Genomic DNA, 14,112 nt, shown 5'->3' on the forward strand with positions numbered 1-14,112 from the left:
TTAAAGAGGAAAGTTCTTAATAAATTCATTGAAAAATCTTTATGGAAAGTAAAAAAAAAACCTATCTGTTTTTATTTTACAAAAGTATTTATTAAAATAAACCGTCATTTTCTAGAGAAAATATTCATGTAAACACAATGAAGGAATGATCTTTAAGAGACAATAAATCATTGGCTTAAAATAACAGTCAACAAGCTTTGTTGACTGTTATTAAATGAATAATAATCAATGACTTAGAATGACGTTTCCTATAATATTGATACTCCTGATGCCCTATTTTTTTTCTTTGTTAATTCCGAACCATTTAATAATTCTTCTTCTTCAATCGCTCTTCTTAATACCCTCCCCTGAATATTTCTGCCTTCTGCAAAAACCTACTTCTTGCATTGGAAGGATGCCTCATTCCAACCCTCTTCTTTGATTCCAATAATAGTGGTAAATATTTGTTTTCTCGCATTCATTTTATAAAATAACGCTCTTATCATCCTAAAATACTGCGAAAAATATATTTATCTTTTATCTAAAATCTAATATGTTATTCATAATAGATGTCATTTCTTTATAAACGTAACGGCAGATAATGCTCCAAAAGATAAATACACAACGATATATTTGTAATATTCTTGTTCGTTTTGATCGGATATGTTTTATTCTAACCTCATTCTTTTTCAAGATAGATTATTGTCTGATCAACCAAGTGATATTTTTTCAAGGACTTTCTTTTTCCTTTTGTATTTCAAAAATGACATTCACTATGATGAAAATAGTTGTTATTGCACCCCATATAGGAAATTATTTGAAAATTTTCAGAGTTATCATTCAGTATTTAGATTGTAAGTTTTGCGTCATCATACAAATATAAATGTGAAAAAACTTTATAAATCAAAGGGATAAATTAATGAACGATGATTTACTATTAAAATTACAAGAAAACTCCCAAAAAATAGAATCCCTTTTAAATGATCTACTATCACACCAATCATCTTATTTAAATGATAGATTACGCTCTGCCATTCGCTATGCTATCTTAGGGGGAAAGAATATACGATCTTTCCTTGTTGCTGAATGCGCCTCCTTATTTGGATTGAGTAATCCTACGGTATTACGCGTTGGTGCTGCTATCGAATGTGTACACTGTTATTCTCTGATACATGATGACCTTCCATCTATGGATAATGGATATATTCGCCGTGGCAAACCAACCCTGCATCTTCAATACGATGAAGCAACAGCTATTCTTGCTGGGAATAGTTTATTAACCTATGCTTTTGAAATCATTTGCTCTCCAGAGACGCAACTAAAAGATAGCATCCGATCTGAGTTAACTCTGTCACTAGCACGCAATGCAGGAATACAAGGCATGCTCGGTGGGCAAATGCTAGATATCCAGAATGAATGCCTAGATGAAAAACAACTACTAACAATACAAGAAATGAAAACAGGATCACTTATGCGCTTTGCTTGTGAAGCGGGAGCGATTATTGCTCATACTAACCAAGAAGAAAAAGCACGATTACGTTATTATGGAGAAAATCTAGGAATTGTTTTTCAATTAGTTGATGATTTGCTAGATTTTGAAGAAAATTGTGCAACAATAGAAAAAAAATCAGCTAAAAATGCAACTACCAAAAATAATAGCTTTGTAAAAATAAAAGGACAAGAGTGGATAAGGCAAGAAATAGATCAATATAATAAAAAGATGATTAAAATTTTAAGTTCACATGGAAAGAAAGCACAATCTTTAATAGATATTATGCATTTTGTCTCCTCTGAAAAGAAGAAAAAATATTAAAAAAAACAATATTTTTTTAAATAAAAAGTATCATAACTGGAAAATAAAGAATAGAATTGTAGGGAATCTCTGTGTTTCACTAAAAATTTAGAAAACAATTAGAGGAAATCTAGTGTATGCATCATCTCTTTCGCTATTCAAAAATAATATTTTTTTTAAAATATATGATATTTACTCCATTACTTATTTTTCTTCTATATTATTTTATAATTTATAATCCTCATATAAAAGACCAATCTATTCTTCGTGTTGGAACAGATGGCATATATCCCCCTCATAGTTTTCATTCTCAAAACGGCAAAGGCGAGTTAGTAGGATTTGACATTGATCTTATCAAAGAAATAGCACATCGCCTTAATTTAAAAATAGTATTTTTTGAAACAATGGTAAATGGGCTCATTACTGGAATAGATACCAATCGCTATGATGTTCTCGTCAATGTTGCTATTACACCTAGTAGAGAAAAAAAATATTATTTTTCAACTCCTTATATAACACATAATGTCTTATTAATCGTTCGTAGTGATGAAAAAAATATTCATAATTTTAATGATCTGACAGACAAAATAGTCGTTCAAATACTTGGTACAGATCTCTCTCGAGTAGCTAAAGAATTAAAAGCTCACTTGATATTTAGTCATAATTTCGAACAATCTTTACAACTTTTATTAAGTAAACGTGCTAATGCAACGATGATAGCTGATATTCCTTTTTTTGATTTTCTTAAACACGGACCTAATAATGGTCATCTCTTTAAAATTGCTGATCGTATAAAAGAAAGTAGTAATATCGGTTTTATGATTCGCAAAGGAAATGATAAGCTTAAAAAAGCTATTGATGAGACCTTGTGTGCAATACATCGAGATGGTACTTATAAGAAAATATTTTCTAAATATTTTGAAAAAGATGTTATATCAAATGTTCCTATTTGTTCTTCGTGATTGAATTGATGTTTTTTGGATTACAATGATATGAATTCTGAGTGGTTTAATGTAGCTATCGATTCTTTTCCGCAACTGCTGTATGCAGCTTTTTTTGTTACGTTACCAATTGCATTAATCTCTTTTATTCCGAGTATTATCGTCGGTTTATCTATTACCATGATCCGGATTTGTTTTCCCGGAAAAATATCTTTCATAATGCACCTTTATGTATGGATTTTTCGAGGCACTCCGCTCTTAGTACAATTATTTATAATATTTTACGGATTACCACACATAGGTATTGTGCTAGATTGCTTCTCTGCTATCGTTATCAGTTTTACACTAAACTTTTCTGCTTATATTTCAGAAATAATACGCTCTTCTATTTTATCTATTCCCAAAGGACAATGGGATGCTGCCTATTCTATTGGACTAACACGGCAGCAGACTATACGTCATATTATTTTACCACAAATCGTGGTGATATCTGCTGCTCCTTTGTCAAGCGAATTTATATCTATTCTCAAAAGCACTTCACTTGCCTCAACTGTTACCCTTCCAGAAATTTTTCAAACAGCACAGCGTATTGTATCCACTACTTACCAACCTCTCATTATCTACTGCGAAATTGCCATTATCTATCTCATTTTAACTTCATTTTGTTATATAATTCAGATGAAAATAGAATCCAAACTGAAAAAATATACATATTCTATGAATTTTTATTACAACAAATCCAACAAAACAGATCTTTTAAGAAAGAAATAAGTTTTAAACGAGTAATATCCTGTTCTTCTAACATCAAAATAATCCAATAAAAAATTAACATAGAAAAATAATGTGCTTCATTCATTTATCTTATCAAAATATCTTATACTCAATCATTTCATTGATAGTGATTAATAAAATATTATAGATCCTATAGTAGTTAGTCAGTTAGTGGAGTTTAAAAATTGATCTCAATATCTAACTATGTCATTAGTCTGCCCTTTTCCCATGCAAGACGTGAAAAATTCTGTCATCGCGCCTCACTTATTAATCTGCAATTTTCTTTTGTCGATGCTATATACGGGGAAAATGATTCTATTTGTAAAAAAATATTTTATAATCAAAATCGTCAACACCACTTCAAACGTTTATTATCTCTTCCTGAAATAGGTTGTTATATGAGTCATATCAATCTTTGGAAAAAAATTGCAAGTTCTGATGCTCTTGGTGCCATTATTTTAGAAGATGATGCTGATTTTTCAGTTGGATTTCCTCAACTTATCTCACATTTAAATCACTGTGATATCGGCAATATTCTCATTAAATTTGATGCCTTACGAAAAAGACCTAAAGAAACGGATTTTTTATGCAAAGTTCCGGGAAATTTCGGCATACTTCAGCCTAGAATATTATCCCCTCGAACCACCGGTTATTTTATTGGAAAACAAGCTGCCGCTCATCTTTTAGATGTTCGCAAAGATATATTTCGCCCTGTAGATATGGATATGAAACATTGGTGGGAACATACCGTTCCATCTCTTGTCACAGAACCTGGTGCTGTATATGAAGCTGCTAATACAGACGATAGCTCTATTGAAGCAAGTCGCTTACAAAAAAAAAGAACCTTTTCTCCCTTATATTTTTATCAAAACATGCGCTATCAGTTGAATTTGCATTATCAAGCTAGAAAAAAAACCCTTCCTTATGTTTCTCCTGAAATTTTTTAATACCTTCTCCATCTTCAATTGTGCAAATAAAAAATATCATCCATTCTTGTAACCAACAACGTATCAGCTGGTTGTGATCTTCAAACAAAACTGAATGCAGATCAACTATGTGATGCTATTTAAAATATGAAATTGAAAGAACAACAAGAATGTCAGGACAAATTCAACCAGAAAATGGAATATTTAAACGAAGAGGCGAAAAGCCTTTCAGAGATTCAGTTTTAACCACGCCTCCTACCTTTGAATCACTCTAAAGGCAAGGGTTTAAATAAAACGACGGCAATAATGGCAGCAATACAAACAATGAGTGTTATCACTGCCTGCTCATTCTTCGTAATATCCACTCGCTTTTTCTTTTTGCGTATAAGCAACATAAATATCATCAAGACACTATAACAAGAAGAAAAAGTATCTATTTTCAATAAGATCAACTACGCAAACAAAAAAGATGTTGTAAACATAAGCATGCTAAATCCTATTGAAAGATATTTCTTTCCTATCATATAAGATAGTTTTGTAAAGAATGGAGTGACAAGAATACTGATAGGAAGAATAAAAAAAATAGCTCCGATATTAACAAAACCAATAGATAACGGAGGCAATCCTTCTACTCCCCAACCACTATAAATTCTCACTAAAACCCCAGGAAAAGAAATCAAAACACTAACAGCACTGGAAATTGCTGTAGCTTTATAAATTGAAGATCCATAAAACAACATGAGAATAGTACAAAACACACCCCCTCCTACTCCCAAAGATCCCGATAAAAATCCTATGACAACGCCCCAAAAATATTTGAGATAGTTGTCAGGAAAACTTTTTTTATAACAAAAACGATCTTTTACTAACATTAAACATCCTATTAAAGAACAAAAAATAGAAAAAGATTTATTCAAAAAAGATTGGTCAATATGCGTAACCATAATTGATGTTACAATAACAGTGACAGGAATCACAATGATCCAATCTTTAACGATTTTCATATCAATTTCTGAGTGACGTCTATGTTCCATAAATGACATAAAGGAAGTTGGCGCTATCACTCCCAAAGATGTTCCCATCGCAACATACGTGGATATGGAATCATCCACTCCCATTAATTGGAATACTTTATTCAGTATAGGAACCATAGCTAAACCACCACCAACCCCAAAGATTCCAGAAAAAGCTCCTGAAATAAAACTGGCTATGATGATATAATAAATATAATCCACAATAAAAATCCTTAAACAAACACTGCTCGATAAACATTATACTAAATGATATATTATATATTTATGTAATAATTCATAATAAAAAACACATTATTATTAAAATAATCATGTGAGATAATCTTTTTATAACGTTGTTTAGCTGGATAATTGTTTTTAAAAAATACGAATAAAAATATTTATTACAAGATAGTAAAAAGTATACAAATCCATGATAATGGATATAATGTAAATGTTTTATATAAAAATTGAAGAAAGGATCCTTTATGAATAATCGATTGCATTCTTCCGGCAAATTAACGCTCAAAGTTCAAACCATGCCTACCGACATCAATATAGATGGGAATATTTTCGGTGGATGGATTATGTCTCAAATTGATTTAGCATGCGGTATATGTGCATCTGAGGTTGCTAAAAGCCGTGTAGTCACTAAAGCTGTGAAGGAATTATTGTTTGAGAAACCTGTTTATGTAGGTGATTTAGTTCATATTTATACTGATGTCCGTGCAATCGGAAGAACTTCTATTACGATCTACTGTGATGTATGGACTTCAACTCGCAATGCACTAGATTGTTTGCAAAAAACATCTGAGGCAACATTTATCATGGTGGCAGTTGATAAGCAAGGTGTACCACAACCTATTAAACCTCTTGATGTTAAATGAAATATGAGCCCTGATATACCAAACACTTAAAATGAAGTGTGCTGTTTCATTTTTCAAATGATCTTGCTATGCTTTGTCCATGTCAAAGAAAAAAATTTTTTCTATCAAGAAACCTTCACACATAGAGTCAACTCGTTCTTCTTTTACAGATGATCAGGATTATCTTTCTTTTGAAAAAAAACAATTTTACGCAGATAAAGAAATTGTTGCCAATACGATGCGTCAAATTCGTTCTGAAGCTGGAAAACATCGCAAAAATGTAGCGAAACGCATAAATAAAGAGAAATCACTTCATAATTCTGATCCCAAATCATCAAAAATTGCATTGCAATCGAAGAAACCTACTACACAAGATAAGAAAAGAACGGCATTAAATAATATTCCTAAAAAAGAAATTGCTGAAAATGCAATGACTCCATCAGTGCAAGCGCTTGCACGTTTAATACAATCAGATAATCCACTTTTCAAAAACGGAAAAATTTGGACTCCGCATCGTTCTTTATCGATCCACAATCATCCAAAGAAAATCTCTCCATTTCAGATGCACACAGACTACCAACCTTCTGGAGATCAGCCATCTGCTATTTCTCAAATCGTAGAAAGCATTCATGCAGAAGAAAAAATCCAGCTTTTGCTTGGAGTGACCGGATCAGGCAAAACTTTTACCATGGCAAAAGTTATTGAAGCAATGCAACGACCTGCTATTGTGATGGCACCCAATAAAATTTTAGCCGCACAACTTTATTCAGAGTTTAAAAATTTTTTCCCCAATAACGCAGTTGAATATTTCGTTTCTTATTATGATTATTATCAACCAGAAGCATATGTTCCACGTACAGATACTTATATTGAAAAAGAATCTTCTATTAACGAGCAAATCGATCGTATGCGCCACTCTGCTACTCGTTCTCTCTTAGAACGCAATGATTGCATTGTCGTTTCTTCGGTATCTTGTATCTATGGTATAGGATCAGTTGAATCTTATTCACAAATGATTTTAAAAATAAAAATAGGAGATCAAATAGAACAAAAAGAATTACTTTCTTCTTTGGTCAAACAACAATATAAGCGACAAGATATGGGGATTGTACGAGGATCTTTTCGGGTTTGTGGCGATTCAATTGAAATTTTTCCTTCTCATCTTGAAAACACTGCATGGCGCATTAGCATGTTTGGCAATGATATTGAAGAAATTGCTGAATTTGATCCTCTTACGGGTCAAAAGAATAGAAATTTAGAAGAAATTAAAATATATGCTAATTCCCATTATGTCACACCAAGACCTACTCTTAATGCAGCCATGAAATGCATTAAAGAAGAACTAAATGTTCGTCTTATTGAATTAGAAAAAGAAGGAAGATTGCTTGAATCTCAACGGCTTGCACAACGGATAACTTACGATTTAGAAATGCTAGAAACAACAGGATCTTGCCAGTCTATTGAAAATTATTCTCGCTATCTAACCGGACGTAATCCTGGCGAACCCCCTCCTACTCTTTTTGAATATATTTCGGAAAATGCCTTATTATTTGTTGATGAAAGTCATGTTACTATTCCTCAAATTAGTGGCATGTATCGAGGTGATTTTCGCCGTAAAGCAACTTTAGCAGAATATGGTTTTCGCCTTCCTTCTTGTATGGATAATCGTCCATTGCGTTTTGAAGAATGGGATTGCTTACGTCCAACTACTATTGTCGTTTCAGCCACTCCCGGAGCATGGGAATTAGAAAAATGTCAAGGAATGATTGTTGAACAAATTATTCGTCCGACCGGACTTGTTGATCCTCCGGTAGAGATTCGATCTGCTCGAACACAAGTAGAGGATATTAAGGAAGAAATAAACCTAACGATTCAGAATGGTTTACGCATTTTATTAACAGTTCTCACGAAACGGATGGCAGAAGACTTAACCGAATATCTTTATGAACATAATATTCGTGTACGCTACATGCATTCCGAAGTACATACCTTGGAACGCATTGAAATCATACGTGATCTTCGTCTTGGAAAATTTGATGTTCTTGTCGGAATTAATCTGCTCCGCGAAGGATTGGATATTCCTGAATGTGGTCTTGTCGCTATTCTTGATGCAGATAAAGAAGGTTTTTTACGCTCTAGAACATCTTTGATCCAAACGATTGGGCGCGCGGCACGTAACGTCGATAGTAAAGTGATTCTTTATGCCGATACGATGACCAAATCCATTAAATTAGCTATTGACGAGACAACTAGAAGACGCGAGAAACAGCAAGAATATAATAGGAAAAATAATATCAAACCAGAGTCAGTAAAAGAAAAAATCATTGAAGTCATTGATCCCATTCTACAAGAAAATAACTCCAAATCCGAGATCACAATCAATACCGAACAGTTGCCTCAATCCAAAAAGGAACGAGAATTACATTTAAAATCACTACGTAAACAAATGCTCATCGCAGCTGACAATATGAATTTTGAAGAAGCAGCTCGCATCCGTGATGAAATCAAAAGATTAAAAAATGCATTTTCCTATGATACTCTTGATTCTTCTTAAAATTGGTTTGAACTTTGTGGTATACTTTTTGTATCAAGAGAAGAAGTTAAATATAGCAATATTGCAATAAATAGTGCATAATACCTTTAAGGTGTTTATAGATGGTCGGATGTCTCTAGCAAATGTTTGGAGTTATTCTATGATATCGACGGCATCTATATCTAATCTTATCTTATCTGATAAGGTTTATAAAAAATCAATTGCCACTATTTCCAAAGATCCTATCGTCTCTCGTGAAGAGAAATATTATAGAGAAAAAATAAAGAAAATATCTACTGTTGAAGAATTTATCAATGATAAGCGTCTTTTAAATTACGTTTTGAAAGCATTTGATTTATCGGACATGTCACATGCAAAAACATTTCTCCAGAAAATTTTAACAAGCGATCTTTCTGTTCCCGAAAGTTTGGTCAACAAAATGAATAGTAAGAAATATCAAACATTTGCCAGCCAGTTTGATTTTTCGCCTGCTCCCAAAAGTATCCAAACTACTATACAACAAAAAAAGGTGATAGAGGATTATATCACCTCTTATAAACGCAAAGAAAAAGATGCTTTGGAAGAAAGCAAATATTTTCGTCAAAATATTAATAACATTACGTCTGTTGATCAATTGATCAAGAATCGACGTCTCGTCAATTATGCCCTCCAGTCTTTTGGTATTAATCCTCAGTACATATCTCTGTCTTTTCTAAAGGAATCGCTCACGTCTGAACTCGATCATACAAAGCAAAAAACACCTAAAGAAAATCTTTTGCACGCATTAGCAGATAATTTTCGTTTTCAATCCAATGGTTCTCCAATACATAAAGATAAAATTTTAACAAATATGCAGATAGAAAATATGGTACACAACTATTTTTCTCATACGATAATGAGTGTTCCGGAAGAAGTTATTTTTTCTGATCAAAAGTATTATCGATCAAGCATTAATTCTATTCCTTCTTTCGAACAACTTTTAAAAGATCCAAAACTATATAAAATACTTCAAATATCTCTTTCTCTTGATCCAAAAGTAACAGAGAATAATTTTTTAAAACTTATAAAAAATAATGATCCTAGTATTGTCCAAGTCAAAAAATTTTTTCAAATTGATTATGCTGGTGATATAAACTCTCGCCCAGCAATTCAGACTAAAAAACAAATTGATAAGCTACTTTTTCTATATCAGACGAATTGCAAAAAATTACGCAGTCAAAAAATTGAATCATTGATTGAAAACTATAAAAAAGACATCTCAGGAGATATTAAATCTGTTGATCAGTTTTTAAATATGAAACCCAAATCGTATATCAGTAGTAATAAAAGCCAACCAATTACACCATTAGAATTCGCTTTACAAGCATATGGGATCAAGAAAAATGATCTTAATAAGTATCGATTACGGGATATTCTTATCAGTGATTCTTCCGATTCAAAGAGTTATGTAAATCAATTAAAAGACAATCGTTTTATCAATCTTCATCACGCATTTAATTTCAATAAAAAAGGTGAAATCGGATTCAATCGTTTGACACAGTCAAAACTAACCTTACGAGATAATGTCATGAATTATATAGGTTATAAAAAGAGTCTTTATAATGAAAATAAAATATTTTCTTCAGCACAAAATATCAGGATAAAAAAAGATACTGATAAAGAAGTGGAGTATTATACCTCTAATATTCAAACAATTCATTCTTTTAACGATCTTCTTGCCAACAAAAGGATACTAAATTTTCTCCTGGAATCCAAAGAAATTGATCCGAAAAAAGTAAAAAATAGTTTTTTAGAAAAGATCTTCAAGTCTGATTTAAACAATACCAAAAGCCTTGCTAATACATACAAGGATAGTCGATACAAAGAAATAATGCTTTCATTTAACTTTGATATCCACGGCACAAAATCTAATGAAAATACCGGAAAAGTACAAGACAATTTTCATATAGATCATGTTGTTGATCTTTATAAAAATCAAATACTTCAAAAAAAGGAAGAAGAGAAAGATCCTGATGTCGCATTATTACTCTATTTTAAACGCACTATTCCTACTATTAAAAACATCTATGATATTTTAGGAGATAAAAATCTTTTTCAAGTAATTTCTAAAAAACTACGATTATCGCCTCATTTCCCATCTTTACCTGAAAGTACCAAAATTCATATTTTGAAAAAACTCATTAATATCAAAGATTTTAAAGATCCTAAAAAATTAGAAAATTTTCTCTATGCAGTCAATGTTAATCATTACCAATCTACAACCCATAAAATAGCATTGACATTAGCATTTTTCCCCCCTTTAGAAAAAGATTCGATGGATGATCATGAAAAAAATATTTCTCTGCAGCTCTCACCTAATAAAAAAGAAAATGGTAAATTTTCTATTTTAAATTTATTTTCTTAAAAACAATGATATCTGCTGTAAGAGAAGAAGACTCACATCCCCTCTTTGACGAATCTATAGAGGCATGGACCAGTCATTCCAGAGCTATATGAGGAGTTCAAAAACATGAATCATCACCTATTCCAGTTCCAGAAACGGAAAGCTTGTCTTCCGAAGAGTTTGGGGAAATTGACCAAAAGGATAGAAATATACTAGACGATGTTTTTGAATTTTATGGGCAGTTTTCCGCATGGAAATTAAGAAATTTGACCCCATACAGAAGCGCCATGGAAAGACGCCTATGAATAATCAGGTTACGGAACTCCTCTTGAGACAAAAGATATACGAAAATTCTTTTCCAAGAAATTAGTTAAAACAAATGGATACATCGATTATTATCGAAATTAACGGGACACCATTAGCGATTATGATTTGATAGAGAACACAACACGGATACACTGAGACATTAAATTTAGTGCCGTTTATGATGATGGTTGTTATCGCCTCGAATTTGACATTCACCCCTTAAGAAGTGTTTTAATACTTCCTCCAACATAGGCTTTTCCAAATCCATCCTCTACCCCACCAAACCCACTAAATAGGTGTAAGAAGTTATGGACAACATATACTACAATCTTGAATTTTTCTTTGATTCGTGAAGAAAATTGCTTTGCTTTGCTCGTAGTCTGTTCTTTTTCGGTATTATTTCTTCATCCCCGAAATAAATCCAGTCGAGTGTCTTTCCTAAAGATCTCTTAATCTTCAATGCAGTCTTGATTTCTGGTGTTCTGTGTCCTGTTTCTATTTTGCTTATTCCCGTATGGGTTAACCCTACTAAAGCTCCAAACTCGCCTTGAGTCATACCCTCATCTTTACGAATGGCTTTAAGTCTTGCCCCTATAGCATGCGGGTCTATAATCTTCTTTGTTTGGACATCTTTATATTTTCTACGAGTCTCAACCCCGTCATACAACCAATCGAAAGACGCCCCGAATTCATTACGAAGAAACAAAGCGTAGTTGGTGCTAGCGGGTTGAACGCCAGATTCGTACTTGTATACAGCACCGCCTTGATCGTCGGTTTTTTTTATAATATCCGAACGCTCGTAACCGTTTCGCTCACGTAAATCCCTAAAACGTTGCCCTATTTCTTTCCAATTAAGGGTGTTTTTAAGTTCCTTTTCCATACCTCTTTTTATACCCTAAATCAAAGTGTTAGTAAAGAATTGTAGGCTTGTCTATGTAAATTAATGTTGTAATATTTTAGTTTCACTTATCCGCATACGCCGAAAACCCCGTTCTTCAGGACGGGGATATAAGCGCAAAACTCTTGTAGGGCATTAAATAATGTGATATTATCGTCGTTTTAGCGGAAGAGTATGCCGTATTTGCCTGTGGAGGAAGCACAATTAAGCTTTCCAGTGAAGCAGGAACCCGCTGAGGTGAGTTAGGCCAATAGTCTAAACACTGTAGGAATCCTCGTCCTTTAGGACAGGGTAGATGTCAATCCTGATGGTGAAGAGCAAGTAACACCAACAACCAACAATTTAGCATCGGATATATTTTAAAGGAGGAACAAGAAGTTACCTATCGTTTTGTGGACTTTACGATGAGGTTAAACATACGCTAAACAATTCAACGGATGCTGTAAAGCCTTATGTAAAGCCTTATCTTAGAGATTTGGCAAAGGAGCTTTTAAAATCGCTATTCACAGTTAACTTAACTTTAAAAAGTGATGATACCGAACAAATCAAAGAAGTAGCTTAACCACCAATTTAAGGAGTAAAACAATGACTATAGGATTACAAGAACAGTTTAAAAACTACGTGTTTGAGGACGTCAAAGAAAGAATAGATGAATGGGTTTCAATTGGCAACTATAGCCCTAAGGATACGGGGAAAAAGCGGAAGTTTAAAGACAAAATCATAGAATTGAGACGGTTATTCGCCAAGGAAAATAGTTTAAAGACTGTTACGCCGATATGTCCTAATCCTAATGATTTAATCAATGCTGTCGTGAAGTTCAGGAATGACTACGTAAAAGTGAAGAAGCTAAACTGATTGAGGAGTACAAACCTTTAGCGATCGCAAAGATAGTTAATGACGAAGACTTAAGGTACGAACTTAATGAAACATTCTCTAATGAATTCTCATCATTCAACGAGAGTGAAATTCTCAATGCTCCGTATTGGGAATTAAAGGTGTATTTAGAAAATCACTACCAAGAAATTAAACATACGTTAAGCTTAAGTGATTTCTCAAATGTGAAAAAACCTAATCTGGAGGGTTTGGCAGAGGAGCTTTTAAAATCGCTGTTCACAGCTAGTTTAACCTTAAAAAGTGAATACACCGAATAAATCAAAGAAGCATCTTAAACACCAATAATAGCTAAGGGAGGTGTGAAAATCTCTCTTAGCAAAAACTAGGAATAGACAATGGCTAAGAAATTTGAATTAACCGATGAAACTCAAGAACATAACGGCGTAACGCTTCACCGTATTAAAGCGTTAAGAGACATCAATAATGTAGGATTTAATGTCAAAAAAGGCGACCTTGGTGGATGGGTGAGGAGTGAATTTAACCTAAGCCACGATGGGGATTGTTGGATTGGAGAAAATGCCACACAGTCAGCGAATCTGCTGTAGTACTCGACAATGCCATAGTAGACGGATGTACCCATAGTAGACGACTGTGCCATGGTGAAAGAATAAGAATGTGCTACAGTAAGCGGATGCGTCGCAGTAAGCGGATATTCCGAAGTATACGGCAATGCTATAGTATGCGAATCCGCCCAAATAAGCGGATGTGCTAAAGTATACGGCGATGCTGTAATAGGCGGATGTGCCACAGTAAACGGAAATGCCAGAGCAAGCGGGAATGCTCGCATAGGCAATAACTCCGATTGTTGATAAT

At 33.3% G+C, this 14,112-nt stretch carries 12 protein-coding genes; 8 read left to right on the forward strand and 4 right to left on the reverse strand.

What is annotated here, in order from left to right; all coding sequences use genetic code 11:
- The first annotated feature begins 898 nt into the window (after positions 1-898).
- The 4 genes from CKC_RS03515 (at position 899) to CKC_RS03530 (ending at position 4,430) form a co-directional block, all read left to right on the forward strand.
- The gene (locus tag CKC_RS03515; protein WP_013462137.1) at positions 899-1,792 is read left to right on the forward strand and encodes a polyprenyl synthetase family protein; all 894 of its coding nucleotides are present in this window, start codon (positions 899-901) and stop codon (positions 1,790-1,792) included.
- Between the two features lie 116 nt (positions 1,793-1,908).
- A complete protein-coding gene (locus tag CKC_RS03520) occupies positions 1,909-2,733 on the forward strand; it encodes a transporter substrate-binding domain-containing protein (RefSeq protein WP_013462138.1) in 825 nt (274 codons plus the stop codon).
- A gap of 30 nt (positions 2,734-2,763) precedes the next feature.
- Positions 2,764-3,483 carry an amino acid ABC transporter permease gene (locus CKC_RS03525; protein ID WP_013462139.1) on the forward strand — a complete coding sequence of 240 codons (720 nt, stop codon included), beginning with the start codon at positions 2,764-2,766 and terminating at the stop codon, positions 3,481-3,483.
- Between the two features lie 185 nt (positions 3,484-3,668).
- Positions 3,669-4,430, forward strand: coding sequence for a glycosyltransferase family 25 protein (locus CKC_RS03530; RefSeq protein ID WP_013462140.1), 762 nt, complete (start codon positions 3,669-3,671; stop codon positions 4,428-4,430).
- Between the two features lie 245 nt (positions 4,431-4,675).
- Here the strand turns inward: CKC_RS03530 and CKC_RS06150 are convergent, their stop codons facing one another.
- The gene (locus tag CKC_RS06150; protein WP_158304000.1) at positions 4,676-4,852 is read right to left on the reverse strand and encodes a hypothetical protein; all 177 of its coding nucleotides are present in this window, start codon (positions 4,850-4,852) and stop codon (positions 4,676-4,678) included.
- Positions 4,853-4,861: 9 nt separating this feature from the next.
- Complete coding sequence (locus tag CKC_RS03535; protein WP_013462141.1) at positions 4,862-5,644, reverse strand: sulfite exporter TauE/SafE family protein; 783 nt, start codon at positions 5,642-5,644, stop codon at positions 4,862-4,864.
- Positions 5,645-5,907: 263 nt separating this feature from the next.
- Here CKC_RS03535 and CKC_RS03540 point away from each other — a divergent pair, with 263 nt between their 5' ends.
- From CKC_RS03540 to CKC_RS03550, 3 genes are all read left to right on the forward strand, one after another.
- Positions 5,908-6,306 (forward strand): acyl-CoA thioesterase, encoded by a 399-nt coding sequence (locus CKC_RS03540; RefSeq protein ID WP_013462142.1) that lies wholly within the window; start codon positions 5,908-5,910, stop codon positions 6,304-6,306.
- 79 nt (positions 6,307-6,385) lie between these two features.
- Positions 6,386-8,839, forward strand: a complete 2,454-nt coding sequence (gene uvrB / locus CKC_RS03545) for an excinuclease ABC subunit UvrB (protein WP_013462143.1) — start codon at positions 6,386-6,388, stop codon at positions 8,837-8,839.
- A 139-nt stretch (positions 8,840-8,978) separates the two neighbouring features.
- Positions 8,979-11,222, forward strand: coding sequence for a DUF1217 domain-containing protein (locus CKC_RS03550; protein ID WP_143827771.1), 2,244 nt, complete (start codon positions 8,979-8,981; stop codon positions 11,220-11,222).
- A 607-nt stretch (positions 11,223-11,829) separates the two neighbouring features.
- On the opposite strand, the gene CKC_RS03555 is transcribed toward CKC_RS03550, so the two are convergent.
- A complete protein-coding gene (locus CKC_RS03555) occupies positions 11,830-12,387 on the reverse strand; it encodes a helix-turn-helix domain-containing protein (RefSeq protein ID WP_013462145.1) in 558 nt (185 codons plus the stop codon).
- 603 nt (positions 12,388-12,990) lie between these two features.
- Here CKC_RS03555 and CKC_RS05825 point away from each other — a divergent pair.
- Positions 12,991-13,260 (forward strand): hypothetical protein, encoded by a 270-nt coding sequence (locus tag CKC_RS05825; RefSeq protein ID WP_013462146.1) that lies wholly within the window; start codon positions 12,991-12,993, stop codon positions 13,258-13,260.
- 430 nt (positions 13,261-13,690) lie between these two features.
- Here the strand turns inward: CKC_RS05825 and CKC_RS06075 are convergent, their stop codons facing one another.
- Complete coding sequence (locus tag CKC_RS06075; protein WP_143827772.1) at positions 13,691-14,086, reverse strand: hypothetical protein; 396 nt, start codon at positions 14,084-14,086, stop codon at positions 13,691-13,693.
- Positions 14,087-14,112: the final 26 nt, after the last annotated feature.

The organism is Candidatus Liberibacter solanacearum CLso-ZC1, from assembly GCF_000183665.1.
In the GTDB taxonomy this organism is placed as follows: domain Bacteria; phylum Pseudomonadota; class Alphaproteobacteria; order Rhizobiales; family Rhizobiaceae; genus Liberibacter; species Liberibacter solanacearum.